This window comes from Pantoea sp. S61, from assembly GCF_016625145.1.
Lineage (GTDB): Bacteria > Pseudomonadota > Gammaproteobacteria > Enterobacterales > Enterobacteriaceae > Pantoea > Pantoea rwandensis_B.
The window spans coordinates 72208-96557 of sequence record NZ_JACVUO010000007.1 but is presented as its reverse complement, the minus strand read 5'-3'; the positions used below and the strand labels follow the sequence as shown (position 1 = coordinate 96557).

Here is a 24350-nt window from a genome sequence, read left to right as displayed (position 1 = left end):
ATCTTTACCGTTAACGGATTCGAAGGGATTGATATGTCGCAGCAAAAATTTAATAAGACACGTTTCGACGCCGCACTTACCCGCCAATGGCAGCACCTTGGACTCACCTCCGCCCAGCAAATGACACCGCATCAGTGGTGGCAGGCATTAAGCCGTGTGCTGACGGAGATGCTCGCCACACAGCCGCCCGCCACACCGCGCGCAGGCCAACGCCATGTGAACTATCTGTCGATGGAGTTTCTTATCGGCCGCCTGACCGGCAACAACTTGCTGAATCTCGGTTGGTACGACGAGGTGAAGGAAGCGCTGGTGGCCCATCAGGTAGAACTCAGTGAGTTGCTGGAGGAAGAGGTGGATCCGGCGCTTGGCAACGGTGGATTGGGGCGCCTGGCCGCGTGCTACATGGACTCCATGGCCACTGTCGGGCAGGCCGCGATGGGACATGGCCTTAATTATCAGTACGGTTTGTTTCGCCAGACCTTTGACGATGGCCAGCAAAAAGAGGCGCCGGACGACTGGCAGCGCAACAGTTATCCGTGGTTTCGCCATAACGCCGCGCAGGATGTGCAGGTTGGCATCGGCGGCAAAGTGAAGAAAAACAGCGATGGCTCGCTGCAGTGGCGACCTAAACTTCATCTTAAAGGTGAAGCCTGGGATTTGCCGGTGGTCGGCTACCGCAATGGCGTGACGCTGCCGTTACGTTTGTGGCAAGCCACCAGCGTGCATCCGTTCGATCTCACCCTGTTCAATGATGGCAAGTTTCTGCAGGCCGAACAGCCCGGGATTGATGCTGACAAACTCACCAAGGTGCTGTATCCCAACGATAATCACGCTGAAGGCAAGCGCCTGCGCCTGATGCAGCAATATTTCCAGTGCGCCTGCGCGGTGGGCGATATTTTGCGTCGTCATCATCTCGCTGGGCGCTCGATTCACAGCTTGCCCGATTTTGAAGTCATCCAGCTCAACGATACCCATCCCACCATCGCCATCCCGGAAATGCTGCGTATTCTGCTGGATGAGCATCAATTGAGCTGGGATGAAGCCTGGCACATCACCAGTCGTGTTTTCGCCTACACCAATCACACGCTGATGCCGGAAGCACTGGAGCGTTGGGATGAACAGCTGGTGCGCGATCTGCTGCCGCGCCATATGCTGATCATCCGCGAAATTAACCAGCGGCTGAAAAAAATCGTCAAGAAGCAGTGGCCTGGCGACAGCGCGACCTGGCAGAAGCTGGCGGTGGTGGCCGACGGGCAGGTGCGTATGGCGAACCTGTGTGTGGTGAGCTGTTTCGCCGTGAATGGCGTGGCTGCGCTGCACTCTGAGCTGGTGGTGAAGGATCTGTTCCCGGAGTATCACCAACTGTGGCCGACCAAATTCCACAATGTTACCAACGGCATCACGCCGCGCCGCTGGTTAAAGCAGTGCAATCCGCTGCTGTCGAACCTGATTGATGAGACGTTGCAGGTGGAGTGGGCCAACGATCTGGATGCGCTGGAGTGGCTGGCGCCCTATGCGCGTAAGAAAGCTTTCCGTCAGCAGTTCCGTATCATCAAGCAGCAGAACAAGCTGCGGCTGACCGTGTATATCAAACGCGTGACCGGCATTGATGTGAACCCTGATGCGCTGTTCGATGTGCAGATTAAACGGCTACACGAGTACAAACGTCAGCACCTCAGCCTGCTGCATATGCTGCACTGCTATCGTCAGTTGCGGGACAATCCTGATAACCCTGACTTTGTGCCACGCGTGTTTCTGTTTGGTGCGAAAGCCGCGCCAGGCTACTACCTGGCCAAGAACATCATCTACGCCATCAACAAAGTGGCTGAAGTGATTAACAACGATCCTAAAGTTGGCGATCGGTTGAAAGTGGTATTTATTCCGGACTATCGCATTACCGCCGCAGAGCTGATGATTCCGGCAGCCGATCTCTCGGAGCAAATCTCGACCGCCGGTTATGAAGCGTCCGGCACCGGGAATATGAAGCTGGCGCTGAACGGCGCGCTGACCATTGGCACGCTGGATGGCGCAAACGTTGAGATCGCCGAAGCGGTGGGCGAGAAGAACATCTTTATCTTCGGCAATACGGTGGATGAGGTAAAGGCGCTCAAAGCCAACGGCTACAGCCCGAAAAAGCTGCGCAAGCAGAATAATTATCTGGATGGTTTGCTGAAAGACCTGGAGAAGGGCAAGTTCAGTGCAGGTGACAAGCAGGCATTTGACATGCTGCTCACCAGCCTGACCAAAGGCGGCGATCCCTGGCTGGTACTGGCCGATTTCGAGGCTTATCTCGAGGCGCAGCAGCAGGTTGAAGCCTTGTGGAAAAATCCGGAGGCGTGGACCAAAGCGGCGATTCTTAACACCGCGCGCACCGGGCGTTTCAGCTCCGATCGTTCGATTCGCGATTACCAGCAGCGTATCTGGCAGGCCGCGCGCTGATTTACAGCTCGCCAACAATGGCAACCCGATGTTGTTCGGTACGGTTTTCGTCGGGTGCGCATGGATGCGCACCGCACCTAAGGAGATGCGATGACACTCAGTAAACTGGATAAGGCCGCGCAGGACGCGGGTATTGCGGTAGATTTTACCAACGCGAACGGTGAGCGGGTGCGCATTAGCGACGACACCAAACGTGCACTGCTGGCGGTGATGAATACGCCGGAAGGTAAAGCGCCACCACTGCCGCCGGTGCTGGTTTTTACCCCGCGCCGTCCGCGTCAGTGTTGCCCGCAGGGCAAAGGCGAGTTTAGCTGGCAGTTTGAAACCGAACGCGGCAAAACTTACAGCGGCACGCTACAGGCGGGGGAAGCCTTCGCGTTGCCACCGCGTCTGGCGCAGGGTTATCACCGTTTGACCTTGCGGCAGGGACGTCAGCAGTGGCACTCGCGCATTATTATCGCGCCACGTCGCTGCTATTTATCCGAACCGCTAGCGCAAGGCGACAAACGGTGGGGAGCGCTGGTACAGCTTTACACGCTGCGATCCGATCGCAATTGGGGGATCGGTGATTTTGGCGATCTTGCGCAAATGCTGGAGCAGGTTGCCGCTCACGGTGGCGATTTTGTTGGCCTCAACCCGTTACACGCGCTTTATCCTGCGCAGCCTGAACACGCCAGCCCTTATAGCCCCACCTCGCGTCGCTGGCTGAATATGTTGTATATCGACATCAATCAGGTCACGGCATTCGCACAAAGTGATGAAGCACAGCGTTGGTGGAAACGCGCTGAAACGCGCAAGGCTGTGCAAGCCGCGCGCGCAACTGACTATGTCGACTATCGTGCGGTGGCGGAGTTGAAAATCACGGCGCTACGTCTGGCCTGGCAGCATTATCAGCCTGAACAGGCGTTCCTGCAATTTGTCGCTGAGGGCGGCGATCATCTGCGCTATCAGGCGGCGTTTGACGGCATTCTGGCAGAACGCAGCGCTCAGCAGGAGAAGGCGTGGGGATGGGCGTCATGGCCGGAAACCTGGCGCAATGCGCATCAGCCCGAGGTGCAACAGTGGTGCTCGCAGCATGAGGACGAGATTCAATTCTGGTGCTGGTTGCAGTGGCTGGCGCAACAGCAATTTGCCGCCTGCTGGCAGCACAGCCAGCAACTCGGCATGACGGTGGGGCTTTACCGTGATCTCGCCGTGGGTGTGGCGCAGCACAGTGCAGAAACCTGGCAGGATGCGCAGCTGTATAAGCTGGGCGCTTCTGTGGGTGCGCCGCCGGATCGCCTGGGGCCACTGGGGCAAAACTGGGCGTTGCCGCCGCTTGATCCGCACGAGATGCGCGCGCGCGGCTATCAGCCTTTTATTGATTTGTTGCGCGCCAATATGCGTGATTGCGGCGCGTTGCGTATCGATCACGTGATGGCGTTATTGCGGCTGTGGTGGATTCCGTATGGTGAGACAGCGGATAAAGGCGCCTATGTGTCGTATCCGGTGGACGATTTAATGGCGATTCTGGCGCTGGAAAGTCAGCGCCATCGCTGCATGGTGATCGGCGAGGATCTGGGCATTGTGCCGCCGATCATCGTGCGCATGATGCGCAGCCACGGTATTTTCTCGTGGAAAGTGTTGTTCTTCGAACAGGAGCGCGATGGCCGCTACCGCCAGCCTTCGGCTTATCCTCGCCAGTCGATTGCCAGTGCCAGTACCCATGATTTGCCCACGTTGAGCGGATTCTGGCAGGCGGAAGATTTGGCATTGGGTGAAAAGCTTGGCATGTATCGCGATAGCGTGCTGCACTCCCTGCAACAACAACGCACGGCACAAAAGCAGGCTTTGCTGGATGCCTTACAGCAGGCGGGAGCCATGCCTGCTCGCAGTCGTCAACCTGCGTTGAAACAACCGCTTACGCCGGCGCTGAATGTGGCGATGCACCGTTACCTGGCCCGCACGGAAAGCGCACTACTGGGATTGCAGCCGGAAGATTGGCTCGGCATGACAATGCCGGTAAACGTGCCTGGCACAGTGGATGAGTATCCGAACTGGCGGCGCAAGTTATGTGTCTCGCTGGAAGAGATGTTTGCCGACAAAGCCGTGAAGCACGTTCTGAAAGCGGTGAATGACGGGCGCAAAGCGAGGTAGAAATCTGCGGCAGCTCGGGTGCGCTGCCGCAAGAAAATCAGTAGTAAGAGTGCTCGCCGCGCTGGTGTTCAGTGAGGTCACGCACACCTTTCAGCTCAGGGAACGCTGCCAACAGCTCTTTCTCGATGCCATCTTTCAGCGTGACGTCGATCATTGAACAGCCGTTACAGCCGCCGCCAAACTGCAGAATCGCGTAACCGTCATCGGTGATTTCCATCAGGGATACACGACCACCGTGACCAGCCAGCTGTGGGTTGATCTGCGCTTGCAGCAGATACTCCACACGCTCAACCATTGGCGCATCATCAGACACTTTACGCATCTTGGCGTTTGGCGCTTTCAGCGTCAGCTGGGAACCGAGGTTATCAGTGACAAAATCGATCTCAGCATCTTCCAGATAAGGCGCGCTCAGCTCATCAACATAGGCTGACAGCTTTTCGAACTTCATTTCAGTATCAGTGGCTTCAACTGCATCGGGTGGGCAGTAAGAAACACCGCATTCAGCGGTTGGCGTACCCGGATTAATGACGAATACGCGAATTTGTGTGCCATCTTCTTGTTTTGATAGCAATTTTGAGAAGTGCTCTTGCGCAGCATCAGTAATAACGATCATGGCGATTGCTCAATAGTTGACTAAAATACTTGGTTATAATACGCCCAACGCCGACGCTCTACAAGGTACGGCACAGACAGCCAATATGCACGCTGGCCGCGCCTTGCGCCAGCAAAATGCGGCTGATTTCTGCCACCGTGCTTCCGGTGGTCACCACATCGTCGATGAGCAGGATATGGCGTCCGCGCACCGGCATTTCAAGGGAAAAGGCCCCGCGCAGATTCTTTTTCCGCGCCGAAGCGCGCAACGCATGCTGGACCAACCCCCGCCGTCTGCGGCGCACCCCCGCACGATATTCACAACCTAGCCAGCGTGCCAGCGGTTTTGCCAGCAGCTCAGCCTGATTATAGCCACGCTGCCAGGCACGACGCCGATGTAACGGCACACTCAACACCAAATCGATGCGCGGCGTCAGGTTAACGCGGCGACTATTTAACAATTTTAACAAAAGTAGCCGCGCCAGCATCACTCTGAGTGCGGTTGCCCGAGAAAATTTCAGCTGGATGACCCAATCACTCAGCGGCGGCAGGTAATCGCTAACGCAGGTCAGGCTGTGCCACGGCGGTGGACGACGCAGACAGCGGCCGCACAATCGGGTGCCGTTGGCCGGCAGTGCACAGCAAGGGCAGATCGCGGGCAGCGCCGGGATTTGTTGCACACAGCGGCTGCATAGCCCATGTCTGGCAATCTGTAATGGCAGGCGGCATAGCCAACACAGGGCAGGGATTGATAGCATAGCGGCCTCTTTTCACTTTTCGGGAGTGTAACCGATGAGTTCGCTTTACTGGCACACCACAGGCACGGGCGATCGCGATCTTGTGCTGCTGCACGGCTGGGGATTGAATGCCGAAGTGTGGCAGAACATTGTTCCACGACTCAGCCCGCATTTTCGTCTGCACCTGGTGGATCTGCCCGGCTTTGGCCGCAGCCAGGGATTTGATGCACTGACCTTAGTCGACATGGCTCAACAGCTGGTTCCACAACTTCCTGAGCGTGCCGTGTTGCTCGGTTGGTCGCTGGGGGGACTGGTTGCCAGCCAGCTTGCACTGACGCAGCCTGAACGTGTCACCGCGCTGATTAGCGTGGCATCGTCGCCCTGTTTTACCGCGCACGAGGATTGGCCGGGCATCAAGCCTGAGACGCTGGAGAGCTTCCAGCAGCAGTTGAGCAATGATTTCCAGCGCACCGTAGAACGTTTCCTGGCCTTGCAAACCATGGGTACGGAAAACGCTCGCCAGGATGCACGTCAGCTCAAAGACGTGGTGCTATCGCAGCCAATGCCTTCGGTCGCGGTGCTGGAAGGTGGGTTAGAGATCTTGCGACAGGATGATCTGCGTACGGCGCTGGATAATCTTGCGCTGCCGTTTATGCGTATCTATGGATCACTCGACGGACTGGTGCCGCGTCGTATTGCGGCGGAGCTGGATGCGCGCTGGCCCGCGTCGCCATCGGTTGTGATGGAGAAGGCCGCCCACGCTCCCTTTATCTCTCATCCTGATGCGTTTTGTCAGCAGGTGCAGCAGTTTATCCACGCAGCCACATAAATTGCCACGCAGCCAGTGTCATCGGCTGGCTGCCGTCGATCTTCTCGCCGCTGATCACATCCTGAAAATGTCGTGTCTGTGGCAGATGCGTGGTGACTTCCCGGCTGCTGAGATTAAACACGCACAAGAGCCCGTCATCACTGCCTGGCGCATGCCGTCGCAACATCAGCACGGTATTTTCACTTTCCAGTAGCGTCATCGCATTATCCGGGTGGAACGCACTCTGGCGGGTGCGCAGCTGGATCAATGCGCTGAGTCGTTCATACACCTGCTGACGCAACGGGTCATCGCCGCTGATCCACTGTTCCATTTCACGCAAACTGTATTTCTGGCGATTGATGGCGCGGTTGTGTCCTGCCGCGCGCACGCCTTCATTGTCGTTGCGCGATCCCAGAATACTTTGGATATAGATCGCCGGCACGCCCGGAAAGGCGAGCAGAATGGCATGTGCCAGCAGGAAGCGACGCAGACGCGTGTCATCGTCATCATTTTGTTGGTTGAGAGCATCGAAATAGGTGACGTTAATTTCGTAAGGGCTGGTGGTGCCATCGGGATTATTTTTATAAGACACCAGCGCCCCTTCCAGCGCTAAATCTCGCACCAGTGCTACGATCTCCACTTCAGACAAAATACCGCGCGCAGGATTGAGGCCAATGCCATCGTGCGAGGCAAGGAAGTTGAAGAAAGTGGTGGTGCCGTTACTGGTGCCCAGCGTGCTGGCCCATTGGCGCAGCGCGCGTGCGGATCCTGAATGAATGGCATGCAGCACCAGCGGCGGCAGTGAAAACTGATACACCATCTGCGCTTCGTCGTGCCCGTTACCAAAATAGCTGATGTTGTCCTTGTGCGGCACATTGGTTTCCGTGACGATCACCGTGCCTGGTGCGACTTCGTTAGCGATGGCGCGAAACAGCTTCACCAGCTGGTGGGTCTTGGGCAGGTGAATACAATTTGTACCCGGCGTTTTCCACATATATCCCACCGCATCGAGACGAACGTAATCGGCGCCTTTGTTCAGGTAATCCAGCAATACGTCGACCATGCGAATCAGCACTTCAGGATTGGCAAAGTTAAGGTCGATTTGATCGGCGCTAAATGTGGTCCAGATAAAGCGTGTCTCACCATCGGCCATCTCGAAGGGTGTGAGCAGTGGCGAGGTGCGGGGACGCGTCACGGCGCTGAGATCGGTGGCCGGCGGCATGCTGATAAAAAAGTCATCCCAGCCGGGATCCAGCGCCAAAAAGTGGCGAAACCATTGGCTGTGCGCCGACATATGGTTGCAGACAAAATCGAACATCAGCCGGGTTTCACTGTGCAGCGCCGCAATATGCTGCCACTCGCCACAAAGAGGGTTCACCTGGTGATAATCAATCACGGAGAAGCCATCGTCGGAAGAGTAGGGAAAAAATGGCAGCAGATGGACCAGGCTGAAAGTGGATTGCAGATGCTGCTGATAGAAGTGCGAGAAGCTGGCAAGTGTGGGCTTATCGGGTTCACGGAACTGATCGGCGTAGCTGATCAATACCACATCCTTCTCATCCCAGTGGGCTTTGCGCGGCAGTTTAGCGGTATCTCGCGCTGCACGAATGTGGGAAAGCAGACGCTCACGTGCGGGGACGGGGAAGCGGCCTGCGTAAATCTCATCAAGTAAGGCGTTGATTATGTCCATCAGATCGTCGGGCCACGCGGAAGGTCATTTTTTCACACGGATTTTTTCAGCGTAGACGGATGAGGGGATTTATCAAATGTGTACGCGCGGAGCGAAGCCGCCTCCGCGCGTTATTCAGGGCTGGGCGTTAGCGTTTTTTGCCAAATGCTGCTGCCAGCGCATCACCCATCGCGCTGTTGCCTGCAGGTGCATTGGCAGGTTTACCGCGTCCTTTGCTGTTAGCGGCGGGACGTGCATTTTCTTTGCCGCTGCTGCGGTTATTGCCGCCGCGCGCATTGCTCTCGCCGGGCTGCTCGTCAAGACGCATGGTGAGGGCGATGCGTTTACGCTGCATATCCACTTCCATCACCTTCACTTTGACGATATCGCCCGCTTTCACCACCTGATGGGGATCTTCGACGAACTTGTCTGACAGTGAAGAGATGTGCACCAGACCATCCTGATGCACGCCGATATCCACGAAAGCACCAAAGTTGGTGACGTTGGTGACCGCGCCTTCCAGAATCATGCCCGGCAGCAGATCGTTCAGCGTTTCCACGCCTTCGGCAAACTGCGCGGTTTTGAACTCCGGACGGGGATCGCGCCCCGGTTTCTCCAGCTCTTTCATGATGTCGGTGACGGTTGGCAGACCAAAACGCTCGTCGGTGAAGTCGCGCGCGTTGAGATCGCGCAACCCACCCGGGTTGCCCATCAGTTCGCTCAGCGCCTGTTCAGTCGCGGCCAGAATACGTTCGACCAGCGGGTAAGCTTCCGGGTGCACGGTGGAGGCATCCAGCGGGTTATCGCCGTGATTGATGCGCAGGAAGCCGGCACACTGCTCGTAAGCTTTTGGCCCAAGACGGCTGACTTTCAGCAGCTGCTGGCGATTCTGGAAGCGGCCGTTCTCATCGCGCCAGGTGACAATGTTCTGCGCCATCATGCGGGTTAAGCCTGCCACGCGCGTCAGCAAGGCGACTGAAGCGGTATTCAGATCCACGCCGACGGCGTTTACGCAGTCTTCCACCACCGCGTCCAGCTTCTTCGCTAGCTGGCTTTGGCTCACATCATGCTGATACTGGCCAACGCCGATGGATTTCGGATCGATTTTCACCAGCTCGGCCAGCGGATCCTGCAAGCGACGCGCAATGGAGACGGCGCCGCGAATGGAAACATCCAGGTCCGGAAACTCCAGCGCGGCCAGTTCCGATGCGGAATAGACCGATGCGCCAGCCTCGCTGACAATCACTTTCTGCGCGTTGATCTGCGGGAACTGCTTCTGCACGTCGAGGAAGAAACGCTCGGTTTCACGTGAAGCGGTACCGTTACCAATCGCCACCAACTCTACCTGGTGTTTGATGCACAGTGCTGCCACAGCTGATGCGGCTTTCGCCACCTGTCCGGTGTGCGGATAGATGGTGTCATGTGCCACCAGTTTGCCGGTGGCATCCACCACGGCGACTTTCACGCCGGTACGCAGGCCCGGATCGAGCCCCATGGTGGCGCGCATGCCTGCCGGAGCCGCCATCAGCAAATCGTGCAGGTTGCGGGCGAATACGTTAATCGCTTCATCTTCTGCGCGTTCGCGAATGGTGCCCATCAGTTCGGTTTCGAGATGCAGCAGCACTTTGATGCGCCAGGTCCAGCTCACCACCGCTTTACGCCAGCTGTCTGCCGGTGCATTGTTCAGACGCAGTTGCAGATGGTCGGCGATCAGCGTTTCACCGTGGCTTTCGCGCGGCGCTTCTTCGAATTGTGGATCGGCGTTCAGAGAGAGTTGCAGCACGCCTTCATTGCGACCACGGAACATCGCTAGCGCACGGTGAGAAGGAACGGTGCTGAGAGGTTCGTGGTGATCGAAGTAGTCGCGGAATTTCGCGCCCTCTTCCTCTTTACCTTCCACCACACGAGCCACCAGATGCGCGTTTTTCCACAGATAATCACGCACTTTTGCCAGCAGCGTGGCGTCTTCGGCAAAACGTTCCATCAGGATATAACGTGCGCCATCCAGCGCTGCGCGAACATCGGCGACGCCTTTATCCGCATCCACATAGCTTGCAGCCAATGACTCGGGTTCCTGAGAAGGATCGCTCCATAGCGTTTCAGCCAGTGGCTCCAGGCCCGCTTCGATGGCGATCTGCCCACGCGTGCGGCGTTTCTGCTTATACGGCAGATACAGATCTTCCAGTTCAGTTTTGTTCAGCGTGCCATTGATGGCCGTGGCGAGTTCTGGGGTGAGTTTGCCCTGCTCATCGATGGATTTCAGAATTGACTGGCGGCGATCTTCCAGCTCACGCAGATAGCCAAGGCGGCTCTCCAGCTGACGCAACTGGGTATCATCCAGCCCACCGGTCACTTCCTTACGATAACGTGCGATAAATGGCACGGTGTTCCCTTCATCCAGCAAGCGTACAGCGGCGTCAACCTGGTCGGCGCGTGCCTTCAGCTCACTTGCGATAATCTGGCTCAGTGAATCTTTCATCATCATTAACAATGCTTACACAGGGTTGGAAAATAGGGGACAGTTATACGGATTGGGGCGGCAAATTGCCAGCCGGGGACAGGCGAATCCGTCTTTTTCTGAATGCAGCACGCACATCACTGCGCACACCTTGCTGATAGCAATGCAGTCGCTTATTGTTGGCCTCTTTGCTGTAAAGACCCATTATTGCCACGAGTAGATGTTATGAAAACCCAACTGATTACCCGCGAAGGCTATAACAAATTACGTGCCGAGCACGAGCATTTGTGGAACGAAAAGCGTCCGGAAATCACCAAAATTGTCTCCTGGGCGGCCAGCCTTGGCGATCGTTCGGAAAACGCCGATTACACCTATAACAAACGCCTGTTGCGGCAGATTGACCGCCGTGTGCGCTATCTGCGCAAGTGCCTCGCCGATTTGAAAATTGTCGATTATGCGCCGCAACAGGAAGGGAAGGTGTTCTTTGGTGCCTGGGTTGAGGTGGAAAATGAACAGGGTGATGCAAAGCGGTTTCGCATTGTGGGGCCGGATGAAATCTATGGCGATGCGGTTAAGGATTACATCTCCATTGATTCACCGATGGCCCGTGCGCTGATCAAGAAAGAGGTGGATGACGAAGTCGTGGTGAATACGCCGGAAGGGCAGAAAGTGTGGTTTGTTAACTGCATCGAGTATGTGAAGAACCCAGAGTAAAAAAGAGGCGGAGAATAATGGCTTGGGTAAAAAAGCCTTGGGTGCAACTTATTCTCCGGTGGCGAAATGGGCTGGCAGTAAAAGGGGGAAGCGCCGCAGCCTTGCCGCGCCTGAAACGTTCGGATTATTTGCCTGGTGTGGTCGCGGTGGTGGTCGATGTGCTGCTGGTGCCTTTGTCACCGCCGCCCATGGTTGCCAGCGCCACTCCCAACAGTGCACCCACGGCACCCACGCCAATCGCGTCTGAGTTGCCTTTGGCAGTGGTGGAAGCCTGGGCTCCCGCCGCTTCGCCCGCGCTAGTGGCAGCATGAGCCTGAGAAAGGCTGACCAGCACCAGTGCACTCAGCAAGACCGCAGTTTTTTTCATTTTTCTCTCTCCAAAGATGCGCAATTTCAGCAGGAACCCTTGCAGTTTCTGAGATCGTTATGCGGGATGAAAGTGCTGATTAGTAACTGATTAATCAGACTTTATTTAACGCTGGCCTTATCAGGCGCGAGATGCGTATTGTTCCGAGAGCAGATGAGCACTGAAAACGAAAAGAGCCAGATATTATGCTGCGAATGATCGCCAACCGAACGATTCTGGCCTGTCGACTTAAGTCAAATGGTCCCAAATGCTGTGATAACGAGCGGTCTGCGGCCCGGTGATCCATTTTCGAAAAGAAAACTACGGAAATTTTCGGATTAGCGCTAAGCGGCTGGAAAGCCCCGATAAAAAGCGGGAGACAACGCGCATTTCAGGGCTTAAATTAAATATAAGCTGCTGTTTAATATGCTTTGTAACAATTTCGGCTAGAATATAAACCATTAATAACTGTCACATGCAGGCATCTTTTTTACACAATATTGACTCAGGCAATGGCGCCTTTGGGAGTTGAACAATGCAAGAGAACTACAAAATTCTGGTCGTCGATGATGATATGCGTTTGCGCGCACTGCTCGAACGCTATCTCACCGAGCAGGGCTTTCAGGTGCGCAGTGTCGCCAACGCCGAGCAGATGGATCGTCTGCTGACCCGTGAATCATTCCATTTAATGGTGCTGGATCTGATGTTGCCAGGCGAAGATGGCTTGTCCATTTGCCGCCGTTTGCGCAGCCAGAGCAACCCGATGCCGATCATTATGGTGACGGCAAAAGGCGAAGAAGTGGATCGTATTGTCGGACTGGAAATCGGTGCTGATGACTACATTCCTAAGCCGTTCAACCCACGTGAACTGCTGGCCCGTATTCGTGCCGTGCTGCGCCGTCAGGCCAATGAATTGCCAGGTGCGCCTTCACAGGAAGAAGCGGTTATCGCCTTTGGTAAGTTCAAACTGAACCTCGGCACGCGTGAAATGTTCCGTGAAGATGAGCCAATGCCGTTGACCAGTGGTGAGTTTGCGGTGTTGAAAGCGCTGGTGAGCCATCCGCGTGAACCGTTATCACGCGATAAGCTGATGAACCTGGCGCGTGGCCGTGAATACAGTGCGATGGAACGTTCTATCGACGTGCAGATTTCCCGTCTGCGTCGCATGGTAGAAGAAGATCCGGCGCATCCGCGCTACATCCAGACCGTTTGGGGTCTTGGCTACGTCTTCGTTCCGGACGGCAGTAAAGCATGAGGCGATTGCGCTTCTCTCCTCGCAGTTCGTTTGCCCGCACCCTGTTATTGATCGTTACCTTGCTGTTCGTCAGCCTGGTAACGACCTATCTGGTGGTGTTGAATTTCGCCATTCTTCCAAGTTTGCAGCAGTTCAATAAAGTCCTCGCCTACGAAGTGCGTATGTTGATGACCGATCGACTGCAGCTGGAAGATGGCACGCAACTGGAAGTGCCACCCGCCTTCCGGCGTGAAATTTATCGTGAACTGGGTATTTCGTTGTACACCAACGCAGCGGCAGAAGAGAGTGGCCTGCGCTGGGCACAGCATTACGAATTCCTTAGCGAGCAGATGGCGCAACAGCTGGGTGGCCCGACCGATGTCCGCGTCGAGGTTAACAAGAATTCCCCCGTGGTCTGGCTGAAAACCTGGTTGTCGCCAGACATTTGGGTGCGTGTACCGCTGACTGAAATCCATCAGGGCGATTTCTCGCCACTGTTCCGCTACACCCTGGCGATTATGTTGCTGGCGATCGGCGGGGCCTGGCTGTTTATCCGCATTCAGAACCGACCCCTGGTCGACCTGGAGCACGCAGCGCTTCAGGTCGGTAAAGGCATCATTCCTCCTCCTCTGCGTGAGTATGGTGCATCGGAAGTTCGTTCCGTCACCCGAGCCTTTAACCAGATGGCGGCGGGCGTCAAACAGCTCGCCGATGACCGTACGCTGCTGATGGCGGGGGTGAGCCATGATTTGCGCACCCCCTTAACACGCATTCGTCTCGCCACCGAGATGATGAGTGAACAGGATGGCTATCTGGCCGAGTCGATCAATAAAGATATCGAAGAGTGCAACGCCATCATCGAGCAGTTCATCGACTATCTGCGTACAGGGCAGGAGATGCAGACCGAACGCGCCGATCTCAACAGCGTGTTAGGTGAAGTGGTGGCGGCGGAAAGCGGCTATGAGCGTGAGATTGAGAATGCGGTGATGCCGGAAGAGTTGATGCTGGATATCAACCCGCTGTCGATTAAGCGTGCCGTGGCGAATCTGGTGGTGAATGCCGCGCGTTATGGTAACGGCTGGATCAAAGTCAGCAGCGGTCAGGAACTGAATCGCGCCTGGTTCCAGGTGGAAGACGATGGTCCGGGTATTAAGCCCGATCAGCTTCAGCATCTGTTCCAGCCCTTTGTACGTGGCGATAGCGCACGCAGCACCAGCGGCACCGGCTTAGGGTTGGCGATTGTGCAGCGTATTATCGATGCGCATGAAGGCTCGCTGGAGATAGGTGAGAGCGAGCATGGCGGATTGCGCATTCGCGCGTGGTTGCCGATTCCGGAAAATAACAGTACAGCGTTAGTCAGTACGCATCACAGTTAACGCCTCGCTCAGATCGATGCAACGCGTTGGACTTCGTATCAATGAGCCGCCATTTGGCGGCTCATTCACATCACAACTGCGGTCCAGCCTGAACCAGCGCCTTGCCTGCATCGTTATCGGTATACTTCTCAAAGTTGGTGACAAAACGCTGCGCCAGCCCCTGCGCGGCCTCATGCCACGCGGCTTCATCCGGCCAGCTGCGACGTGGATCCAGAATCGCGTCATCGACTTGCGCCAGGGTTGCTGGCATCTGCAGGTTAAATACCGGTAGCGTTACCGTCGCTACGTCGTCCAGCTCACCCGCCAGAATCGCATTGATGATGGCGCGGGTATCTTTCAGTGAAATACGTTTACCGCTGCCATTCCAACCGGTATTCACCAGATACGCTTTTGCACCCGCTGCTTCCATGCGCTTCACCAGCACATCGGAATATTGCGTTGGATGCAACGTCAGGAAGGCCGCGCCAAAACAGGCTGAGAACGTCGGCGTTGGCTGGGTGACACCGCGCTCGGTGCCGGCCAGTTTGGCGGTAAAACCCGACAGGAAGTGATACTGGGTTTGTTCCGGTGTCAGGCGTGAAACCGGCGGCAGCACACCAAAGGCATCAGCGGTCAGGAAAATAACGCGTTGCGCATGGCCCGCTTTGGAGACCGGCTGCACGATGTTTTCAATATGCTCAATGGGATAGGAAACACGGGTGTTTTCAGTTTTGCTGGCATCAGCATAATCAACGCTGCCATCTGCCCGCACCACGACGTTCTCCAGCAGGGCATCACGGCGGATAGCGCGATAGATCTCCGGCTCAGCTTTCTCCGACAGATTGATGGTTTTGGCGTAGCAGCCACCTTCGAAGTTGAAGACACCATCATCGTCCCAACCGTGTTCGTCATCGCCAATCAGCTGGCGGTCGGGATCGGTGGACAGCGTGGTTTTACCGGTGCCAGACAGGCCGAAGAATACCGCAACGTCACCCGCTTTACCCACGTTCGCCGAGCAGTGCATTGACGCGATGCCTTTCAGCGGCAACAGGTAGTTCATGATGGCGAACAAACCTTTTTTCATCTCGCCGCCGTACCAGGTGCCGCCAATCAGCTGCATGCGTTCGGTGAGGTTAAAGGCGACAAAGTTCTCTGAGTGTAAACCCTGAGCCTGCCAGTCCGGGTTGGTACACTGCGCGGCGTTCATCACCACAAAATCCGGTTTAAAGGAGGCCAGCTCGGCTTCATCAGGGCGGATAAACATGTTTTTGACGAAATGCGCCTGCCAGGCCACTTCCATCACAAAGCGCACGCTCAGGCGGGTATCCGGATTCGCGCCGCAGAAGGCGTCGATAACAAACAGACGTTTGCCAGAGAGTTGCGCCGTGCAGCGATCTTTCAGCGCCTGCCAGGTTTCCTGCGACAGCGGCTGGTTGTCATTTTTGCCGTTTCCAACGTCATTCCACCATAAGGTGTCACGCGTGGTGTCATCGCGCACGATGTACTTATCTTTTGGCGAACGCCCGGTAAAGATGCCGGTATCCACGGCAATGGCGCCGCTTTGCGTCAGGGTGCCTCGCGCATAACCTTCCAGTTCCGGGCGGGTTTCTTCCTGAAACAGCGTATCAAAGTCAGGGTTGTACACCACTTCTGTGGTGTTGCTGATGCCCAAAGCGGCAAGGGCTTGCGATGTCAGGCCGTGAACGCGCATGTGGCTGCTCCTTAAATCAGTGCTTCATAGCATTTTTATGAGAGATTCTGCGTTCTGCCGCGCATAGCCGGACAGGGCAGATCGCGCGCAGTGTACACGTCTGAGCAGGGCGTAAAAGTGAGGAGAGTTAAAAATGCGAGCTGGAACGTGACAAGTAGAGAAATCCGCCACTTAAGAAACTAAAGTCAGTATAAGGTAGTTAATTTTCGCGAAAAAGTGATGAGTTCATTCCTGACAGGAATGCGGGCGGCGATGCCGCCCGTAGGGGGATTAGTGCAATTGATCGCTGTTAGGCGTTGGTGCGTTACGAATGGCAGCAATGTCTACGGCATCATAAACATAGTGCGAGCCACAATAATCGCAGTGCATATCGATCTTGCCATCCTCTTCGAGAATTTCGTCCACTTCTTCAACCGGCAGCGTGTTTAATACTTCGCCACAGCGTTCACGTGAACAGGTGCATTTGAAGCTGACCGGCGTCGGATCAAACACCGTGGCTTCTTCCTGGTGATACAAGCGCCACAGCACATCCGTCGCGGGCAGCTCAATCAGCTCTTCGCTCTTCACGGTTTCGGTCAGAGTGGCCAGATGGTTAAAATCATCCTGGCTCGGCTCTTGTGCAGGCAGAACCTGCAACAGAATACCGGCGGCGCCTTTATCGCTGGTACGAATAAACAGGCGAGTTGGCAACTGCTCAGAACGCATGAAGTAATCTTCCAGGCAACCAGCCAGCGTATCGGCTTCCAGACCGACGACGCCCTGATAACGCTCGCCTTTTTCCGGAGAAATGGTGATGACCAGATAGCCGTTGCCCACCATCTCTTTCAGGCTGCTGCCCGGCGCAATTTCGCTATCTTCCTTCACGCGTGCAACGCCACGTAATTCCTGTTTGTTGTTGCCGTTGATCACCGCCAATGTCAGTGGACCATCGCCCTGTAACTGAACGGTGATGTCGCCATCGAATTTCAGCGTTGCGGTCAACAAACTGGTCGCGACCAGCAATTCACCCAGCAGGTTTTTCACCGGTTCGGCGTAGTCGTGGTTTTTGACAATCTCACGCCAGGTTTCGGATACGTTGACCAGCTCGCCGCGCACGGCGACATTTTCGAACAGGTAACGGTGCAGTTGATCTTGAACAGACATAGTGTTTCTCTCGTTGGGGCGACGGTTATTCATCGCCCGACAATTTAAATTTCATCAGATCGCGGCGCTCTTTTTTATCCGGGCGGCGATCGGGGTGCGGCATGGTCAGGGCATTCATTTTGCGCGCCAGTGCCGTTTTTTCACGCTTCTCAATGCTGGCGGCGGTCTCCGCATACATCGCTTGCGCTTCAGTGGCTGGGCGGCGTTGATCGCCTATGGCGGTAATCACCACCGTTCGCTCATCGTTGCCCTGGCGCAGTGTTAGTTCGGCCTGCAATTCCACGATTTTACTCGGTTTGCTGCGCTGGCCGTTGTAATGCACTTTACCGCCATCGATCATTTCGCGAGCCAGCGCGCGCGTTTTATAAAAACGCGCAGCCCACAGCCATTTATCGAGGCGGACACCTTCGCTGGTTTTTTCTTTCATTGCGGCTCCTGCTTTAACGCAGCGTTTCACACAACTGGCGATAGTCTCGCACTGCAGCATGACGCTGGAAAGATTGATCGGGCCGACCGGAATCCGGATTGCTGACGCCTAAACACCAGCGAATGCCCCAGCGTGCCGCTGCATCAAGGATCGCTTCGCTATCATCAATGAACAGCGTGCGTTCGCTATCGAATGCCGTTTGCTGCTGCACGGCCTGCCAGAGACGTGGATCCTCTTTCGGATACCCAAAGGTATGGGTAGAAAGTAATAAATCAAGGTGGGGAGCCAAACCGGTTTGCTCCAGCTTTACCTCGAGGTTGTACGGATGCGCATTGGTCAGCAAGATGGTGCGTTTACCCGCAGCACGCAGTGCCTGGAGTAGCGGTAGCGTATCCTCGCGCATGGCCGCACGGTGACGCTTTTCCCATGTCATGGCGCGGATATCCAAGGCCAGTTCTTGCGACCAGTAATCAAGACAATACCAGTTTAGCGTATGCACCACGGCTTGATACTTCTGCTGAATCAGCTGGTGTGCTTCGGCCAGCGTGATATCACGCTCGCGGCTCAGGGTTTCCGGAACGTGCTCCAGCCAGAAATGGCGGTCAAAGGCGAGATCGAGCAGCGTGCCATCCATATCCAGCAGCACGGTATCAATCCCGGACCAGTTTAGCGTCATCGTCATACTCTCTCGCCCTAAAAAATAGGGCGACAGGGTAGCACAGAAGGGAAGGGCTCAGAACAGTGAGCGCACGCTCTGCATAGTGCTCAGATTGTGATTGAAGCACTTGTCGTAATACTGCTGAATTTCCACCATGCGCAGGCGATTACGATGCACACGTCGCAGGGCCAACAGCCCATTGGTGACGCCGCAGAGGATCAGCACCAGCATCAATAATGCGGTACCGAGGTATCGCCATTGCGCCATCGCATCCGGTTCATTGTGCAACGCAATGTGGCGTGTGCCGTTAGCGTCAGTGGTGATGCTGGTAATAATGCCGTTGGCAGCAAACGGTGTGTGCAACAGCATACCGGACATGCGTTGCAATTCGCGCCATTGCGACGGCGCATCGAGATCAAACAGCGACACGGAAGGCTGTGGCTGGTTCACCATCTGACGGCCCTCATCACTCATTATCAGGAAGCCGCCCGGTGGTGGGCTATTCAGATTTTCTGCTGCACGACGGGTTTCACGCGAGAAGAAAGTCGAGGTCGCGGTATTCACCAGGTTCTCCAGCGCTTCCGCACTGACCGGGCGTAACAGCACGTTCATGCCGTTAAGCTTGCCGGAATCAGCGCGGTGGATCAGTGAATCCCAATCCTTAGCATTGCCCAGATTCACCAGGGCATTTTTCAGCCGGACGCAATCTTGCTGCTGGCTGCACAGATCCTGTGTTTTCAGTACTAAATCAGAGAAATCATCCAGCAGAATCATGCCCGATTTCTGAATCGCGGAGGCAAGCTGTGGATTGAGTTTCGGATCGGTGTTGGTTTCCGGATGCAGCTGACGTGTGGTGGTATCAAGCAGAGCGGCAGCTTTATCGATGATATCTGACTGCGGCTGCGGCAGAGGTGCTGCGTTATTCCAGTAAATGGCTGAGCAGTCGAACGGCATATACGCATAGCTGCGATTGCTTTGATAGTTGCCCGGTACGGAACACATGCCGGTTCCACTCACCTTCAGGTTGTCACCGATGTGCAGCGGCAGGGCGTTGAGTTTATCCACGCTATTCACTTCAATGCTTTCGGTGCCTTTTACCCAGGCGAGGCTGAGCTTGATCGGCATACTGAGCGGAATCCAGGTAAACAGCATCACCAGGACCACCAGCGAACCACAAGCCAGCACCAGATTTTTGCGCCAGCGCTGAACCGGGAAATTGCGAACCTCATCGTGCAGTGAGAGGAAACGCCCCTGGCGCACCACTTGCCGATTCAGATAGATGTCGACATCCGTCACCTGGCCCAAATCGTGCGCCACATAGGGTTGCCAGTGGGCGGGATAAATTAAATCGATAATGCCCAGCGAGATATTGCTCTGCTCCTGATTGGATTCACCAAACAGGCCCCAGCGTTTCGGTGCTCCGCGCAAACAGTGCACATCGCGCAGCCCTTTTTCACCCGGGAAGCGGTAAAGGAACCACAAGCTAACCGCGATCGTTGCGCAGGCTGGCAGGGCAATCCACACCATCAGGCTTCCGGGCAGCACCAGGCTGAGGAAGAACAGCAGGAAGGCAAAGCAGATAACAATGGCCTCGCGCGTGCCATCTGGCCGCGATAGACGGTACTCTTCCGGCGATTCTTTACGCACCTGCAGCAGCTCGACATTTTCGCTCTCCTCTTTACGAATAGAGGCGTTGGTCGACATTGAACGCACCAGCGGCGGCAAGGCGGGTTGTTCTACGGCATAATTCACTAACGAGTGACCGTTGAGTGAGATCACCAGTGGCAGCGTTTGAGTGCGGATCAGCTCAACATAATTCTCTTCCGCAATGTACTGCTCCCACAGCGGTGGCAGATGCACTTCCACTTCATCGAGGTAGTAGCGCCATTGATGCGCATCATCCGTTGAGAGGCCATAGCGAGTGATGGAACGCGTGACGGGATAAACATTGTTGCTTTGCGCCGTGAGCGTCAGGGATTCGGTCTCACGCGACTTCTTTGAGGAGCGGGCAGTACTCTGTTTTTGCTGTTTCGCCAGGGACGCAATGTACGCTTCAACGGCGAGACGTTCTTCATCAGTGAGTTTGCGGCAGGGGGGACTAATAAACGGCAGCGGTTTCGCCAACGGCGGACGATGCCGCATAGCGTACCAATAACCTATTCCTGCTATAAGAGAGCAGGCCAGCATGACAGCCAGAATGATGATAAAAGTGCTCATGCTTTGCTCAATCCAGCCAAAAAACTGCCTTCACGTTTACGATGTGCTCCCGGTGGAACCATTATTACCAGTCAATTTTGGCGAGCAGAAGTCATTCTTACAAGAAAAAACTCAGATAAAATAACGCACAAAATCATTGAATTATAATTTATTAGATTATTCCTTAATGGGATGTTAACCACAGGACACTCAATTAAATATCGGTATTTTCTGAATTTAACAAAACCCCATTGACTTATTGTGAAAATTTAAGTGTATAGATAACAATAAGTTGTTAGCAGGCGTAAGCAAATGTGTGTCACGATGCTTTCCCTGCGCTGCGTGTCGCACATTGCTGCGGGCTTCGGTATGCTGGCGTCATCGCGATTCACAAGGCTGTGCTAAGTTTGAGGCTGATATGAAAACTCCAATGAAAAAACCTGACATCCTCAACGTGGAAGCGGTGGCCCGCTCCCGCTTGTTTACTATTGAAGCGGTTGATCTCGCTTTCAGTAACGGTGCACGCCGTGTCTATGAGCGTATGAAACCTTCCAACCGGGAAGCGGTGATGATTGTGCCGATTCTGGGTGATGATGTGATCCTGATTCAGGAATATGCCGTAGGGCTGGAAAGCTATGAGTTGGGTTTTCCTAAGGGGTTAATCGACCCAGGCGAAAGCGTGTTTGAAGCCGCAGACCGTGAGTTAAAAGAAGAAGCCGGCTTTGGTGCCCGAAAACTCGAAGCGCTGGGTAAACTCACTATGGCACCCTCTTACTTCTCCAGCAAAATGAACATTGTGGTGGCAGAAGGGCTGTATGAAGAGAAGCTGGAAGGGGATGAACCTGAACCGCTGATTGTTCACCGCTGGCCGCTCAATAACCTGCTGGCGTTGCTGGAAGAGCCAGATTTCCGTGAAGCCCGGAATGTCAGTGCGCTGTTCCTGGTGCGTGAGTGGCTGGTGAAGCAGGGTCGATTGACCTACTGAAGACGACAAATACACAATAAAAAAGCCGGCGAATACGCCGGCTTTTTTTATCAGAACAGTTCGTGGCTTTGGCCGTTGTCCATGAGTGTGGTGCCCACATCATGCACTGAATACTCCGTTGGCTGAGTGCCATTGATGAAGTACTCCTGACGGGTATTGCCGCCACCGTTGGCCAGCTTGCCCGTACCGCGATCGATCGTCACAGTGACAACGCCATCTGGCGGTGTCAGCGGCTGTACCGGCACGCCATCCAGCGCAGATTTCATGTAATCATCCCAGGCTGGCTGAGCACTCTTCGCGCCGCCTTCATAGCCAGAAATCTGGTCAGGAATCGCACCTGACATGGTCGAGCGGCCCAGCGCGCGTGAATCATCGAAACCAATCCACACTGAGGTCACGACACCAGGGCCGTAACCAGAGAACCACGCATCCTTCGAGCTGTTAGTGGTACCGGTTTTTCCGCCGATATCGTTACGCTTCAGGTCACGACCCGCGCGCCAGCCTGTTCCCATCCAGCCGGGCTCACCGAACACGTTGGAGTTCAGTGCGCTTTTGATCAGGAACGACAGCGGCGTATTGATCACATGCGGAGCATATTGCTGATCACCCGCGGGTTGCGGTTGAGCGGGCACTTGCTCCAGCTCGGGCTGTGGTACCGCTTGGTTCTGCGATTGATCGGAGGTTGCGACGTTTTCCACGCTCTCTTCATTCAACGCCAGCGATTTTTTGGTGTCGCCGTAGATCACCGGCAGATTGCACTGCGGGCAGGCAATCTTCGGTTTCTCTTCAAACACCACGCCGCCTTGCTCATTTTCAATTTTGGTAATGAAGTAAGGATCGACAAGGAAGCCGCCGTTAGCCATCACGGCATAACCGCGCACCACCTGCATTGGGGTAAACGAAGCCGCACCCAGTGCCAGCGATTCGGTATGGATGATGTTCTGTGCAGGGAAACCGAAGCGCTGCAGATACTCTGCGGCGTAATCCACACCCATCGCACGCATTGCACGAACCATCACCACGTTTTTCGACTCACCCAGGCCCTGACGCAAGCGGATAGGTCCCGCATAGGTCGGCGGGGAGTTTTTGGGGCGCCAGTCCGCTCCGGCACCCGCATCCCAACGTGAAATGGGCACATCGTTCAGTATGGAAGCCAGCGTCAGTCCACGGTCCATCGCGGCGGTATACAAGAACGGTTTGATGTTTGAACCGACCTGACGCAGTGCCTGTGTCGCGCGGTTAAACATACTCTGGTTGAAGTCAAAACCACCGACCAGCGCGCGTACCGCACCGTCTTCTGGATTGAGCGAGACGAGGGCCGAGTTGACCAGCGGCACCTGACCTAACCACCAGTCGTTATCGACTTTACGCACCCAAATCTGCTGGCCAGCCTGCAGTACCTGCGTCACGCTGCGGGGCGTAGGGCCTTGTAGCGTGTCGGATTTGTAAGGACGCGCCCAGCGAACGCCCGCCATACTCAGAGAGACGCTGCTGCCGTCTTTCATCATCGCGGTGGCTTCATCGGCCGTGGCCGTGGTCACCACGGCGGCATTCAGTGGGCCGTAGGTGGGCAGGTCTTTCAGCGCGTTTTGAATGCGGCTCTTATCCCAGCTTGCTTCGCCCACTTTCCACAACACGTTGGTCGGGCCGCGATAACCATGACGCATGTCATACGCCATCACGTTATTGCGAACAGCTTGTTGTGCGGCCTCCTGCAGATGACGCGTGACGGTGGTATACACCTTGTAGCCATCATCGTAAGCGGCGTCACCATAGCGTTTCACCATCTCCTGACGCACCATTTCGCTCAGATAAGGTGCGGAGAAGGCAATTTCGGGACCATGATAGGTTGCGACCAGCGGCGTGTTGCGCGCGTCATCATACTGCTGCTGCGTGATGTAATTCTGGTCGAGCATACGCGCCAGTACCACATTACGACGCGCCAGCGCGCGCGCATGAGAGTAAAGCGGGTTAAAGGTTGACGGTGCTTTCGGCAGACCGGCAATCATCGCCATCTCACTCAGTGAGAGCTGATCAACCGGCTTACCGAAGTAGACCTGTGCTGCCGCTCCGACACCATAGGCACGGTAGCCGAGATAGATTTTGTTGAGGTAGAGCTCGAGGATTTCATCCTTGCTCAGCAGCTGTTCAATGCGAATCGCCAGGAACGCTTCCTTGATCTTACGCATCAGCGTGCGTTCGGGGCTAAGGAAGAAGTTACGCGCCAGCTGTTGCGTGATGGTACTGGCACCCTGCGAAGCATGGCCGGACACCAGCGCGACGCTGGCGGCACGGAAAATGCCCACCGGATCGACGCCGTGGTGCTCATAGAAGCGGCTGTCTTCCGTTGCAATGAACGCTTTGATCAGCTCAGGCGGCATCTGTTGCAGGGTGAGCGGCACGCGGCGCTTCTCACCATACTGGGCGATCAGTTCGCCATCCGCGCTGTAAACCTGCATCGGGGTTTGCAAACGCACGTCTTTCAGCGTGTTCACATCGGGCAGCTGCGGCTCTATGTATTTGTACAAACCATAAACCGTGCCTGCTCCCAGCAGAATGCAACACACTGTAAGAATCAATAAATACTTTACGAACTTCACCTGAGAATTCCCATCTGTTGTCGTTTGGGCAGTTTATAAACAATCGCGCGGTAGTATAAAGGCAAGCCTGACGCTTTGATATACCCGTCATACTTCGAGCTGCAGCTGTGTCGGCTGCGCGAGCTTACCTTAGATGCTGACTT

At 55.4% G+C, this 24350-nt stretch carries 18 protein-coding genes; 7 read left to right on the top strand and 11 right to left on the bottom strand.

Annotated features, from left to right (window positions below; translation table 11 throughout):
* The first annotated feature begins 33 nt into the window (after positions 1-33).
* Together malP and malQ are read left to right on the top strand one after the other, a co-directional pair.
* On the top strand, positions 34-2439 hold the full coding sequence (malP, locus tag IAE30_RS15230; RefSeq protein ID WP_200680305.1) for a maltodextrin phosphorylase: 2406 nt from the start codon (positions 34-36) through the stop codon (positions 2437-2439).
* Between the two features lie 90 nt (positions 2440-2529).
* On the top strand, positions 2530-4575 hold the full coding sequence (gene malQ / locus IAE30_RS15225) for a 4-alpha-glucanotransferase (RefSeq protein ID WP_200680302.1): 2046 nt from the start codon (positions 2530-2532) through the stop codon (positions 4573-4575).
* 37 nt (positions 4576-4612) lie between these two features.
* On the opposite strand, the gene nfuA is transcribed toward malQ, so the two are convergent.
* Together nfuA and gntX are read right to left on the bottom strand one after the other, a co-directional pair.
* Positions 4613-5188: a Fe-S biogenesis protein NfuA gene (gene nfuA / locus IAE30_RS15220; RefSeq protein ID WP_034819678.1), complete on the bottom strand. Its 576-nt coding sequence runs from the start codon at positions 5186-5188 to the stop codon at positions 4613-4615.
* 58 nt (positions 5189-5246) lie between these two features.
* Positions 5247-5924, bottom strand: coding sequence for a DNA utilization protein GntX (gene gntX / locus IAE30_RS15215; RefSeq protein WP_200680300.1), 678 nt, complete (start codon positions 5922-5924; stop codon positions 5247-5249).
* A 34-nt stretch (positions 5925-5958) separates the two neighbouring features.
* Between gntX and bioH the strand changes: the two genes are divergently transcribed.
* A complete protein-coding gene (gene bioH, locus IAE30_RS15210; RefSeq protein ID WP_200680297.1) occupies positions 5959-6732 on the top strand; it encodes a pimeloyl-ACP methyl ester esterase BioH in 774 nt (257 codons plus the stop codon).
* Here bioH and IAE30_RS15205 read toward each other — a convergent pair.
* Both IAE30_RS15205 and IAE30_RS15200 read right to left on the bottom strand, forming a co-directional pair.
* On the bottom strand, positions 6713-8401 hold the full coding sequence (locus IAE30_RS15205) for an alpha-amylase family glycosyl hydrolase (RefSeq protein WP_200680295.1): 1689 nt from the start codon (positions 8399-8401) through the stop codon (positions 6713-6715). The genes bioH and IAE30_RS15205 overlap by 20 nt on opposite strands.
* A 127-nt stretch (positions 8402-8528) precedes the next feature.
* Positions 8529-10859, bottom strand: a complete 2331-nt coding sequence (locus IAE30_RS15200) for a Tex family protein (RefSeq protein ID WP_038649829.1) — start codon at positions 10857-10859, stop codon at positions 8529-8531.
* Between the two features lie 204 nt (positions 10860-11063).
* On the opposite strand from IAE30_RS15200, the gene greB reads away from it, so the two are divergent.
* A complete protein-coding gene (gene greB, locus IAE30_RS15195) occupies positions 11064-11552 on the top strand; it encodes a transcription elongation factor GreB (protein ID WP_038644265.1) in 489 nt (162 codons plus the stop codon).
* Between the two features lie 124 nt (positions 11553-11676).
* Here greB and yjbE read toward each other — a convergent pair whose 3' ends face one another.
* A complete protein-coding gene (yjbE, locus tag IAE30_RS15190; protein WP_038644267.1) occupies positions 11677-11919 on the bottom strand; it encodes an exopolysaccharide production protein YjbE in 243 nt (80 codons plus the stop codon).
* Between the two features lie 514 nt (positions 11920-12433).
* Here yjbE and ompR point away from each other — a divergent pair.
* On the top strand, positions 12434-13153 hold the full coding sequence (ompR, locus tag IAE30_RS15185; protein ID WP_001157751.1) for a two-component system response regulator OmpR: 720 nt from the start codon (positions 12434-12436) through the stop codon (positions 13151-13153).
* On the top strand, positions 13150-14508 hold the full coding sequence (gene envZ, locus IAE30_RS15180; protein WP_034819650.1) for a two-component system sensor histidine kinase EnvZ: 1359 nt from the start codon (positions 13150-13152) through the stop codon (positions 14506-14508). Before ompR ends, envZ begins: the two co-directional genes overlap by 4 nt.
* Positions 14509-14578: 70 nt before the next feature.
* Here the strand turns inward: envZ and pckA are convergent, their stop codons facing one another.
* The 5 genes from pckA to IAE30_RS15155 all read right to left on the bottom strand — a co-directional run bounded on the left by pckA (position 14579) and on the right by IAE30_RS15155 (position 20643).
* Positions 14579-16198: a phosphoenolpyruvate carboxykinase (ATP) gene (gene pckA / locus IAE30_RS15175; protein ID WP_200538706.1), complete on the bottom strand. Its 1620-nt coding sequence runs from the start codon at positions 16196-16198 to the stop codon at positions 14579-14581.
* A 270-nt stretch (positions 16199-16468) separates the two neighbouring features.
* The gene (hslO, locus tag IAE30_RS15170; RefSeq protein WP_038644271.1) at positions 16469-17341 is read right to left on the bottom strand and encodes an Hsp33 family molecular chaperone HslO; all 873 of its coding nucleotides are present in this window, start codon (positions 17339-17341) and stop codon (positions 16469-16471) included.
* A 25-nt stretch (positions 17342-17366) separates the two neighbouring features.
* Positions 17367-17768 (bottom strand): ribosome-associated heat shock protein Hsp15, encoded by a 402-nt coding sequence (gene hslR / locus IAE30_RS15165; protein ID WP_038644272.1) that lies wholly within the window; start codon positions 17766-17768, stop codon positions 17367-17369.
* 13 nt (positions 17769-17781) lie between these two features.
* Positions 17782-18450: a GMP/IMP nucleotidase gene (gene yrfG / locus IAE30_RS15160; protein WP_038644273.1), complete on the bottom strand. Its 669-nt coding sequence runs from the start codon at positions 18448-18450 to the stop codon at positions 17782-17784.
* A 51-nt stretch (positions 18451-18501) separates the two neighbouring features.
* Positions 18502-20643 carry an intracellular growth attenuator family protein gene (locus IAE30_RS15155; protein WP_200680293.1) on the bottom strand — a complete coding sequence of 714 codons (2142 nt, stop codon included), beginning with the start codon at positions 20641-20643 and terminating at the stop codon, positions 18502-18504.
* A 397-nt stretch (positions 20644-21040) separates the two neighbouring features.
* On the opposite strand from IAE30_RS15155, the gene nudE reads away from it, so the two are divergent.
* A complete protein-coding gene (gene nudE, locus IAE30_RS15150; protein WP_038644276.1) occupies positions 21041-21607 on the top strand; it encodes an ADP compounds hydrolase NudE in 567 nt (188 codons plus the stop codon).
* A 50-nt stretch (positions 21608-21657) separates the two neighbouring features.
* Here the strand turns inward: nudE and mrcA are convergent, their stop codons facing one another.
* Positions 21658-24207, bottom strand: coding sequence for a peptidoglycan glycosyltransferase/peptidoglycan DD-transpeptidase MrcA (gene mrcA / locus IAE30_RS15145; RefSeq protein WP_038644278.1), 2550 nt, complete (start codon positions 24205-24207; stop codon positions 21658-21660).
* Between the last annotated feature and the right edge of the window lie 143 nt (positions 24208-24350).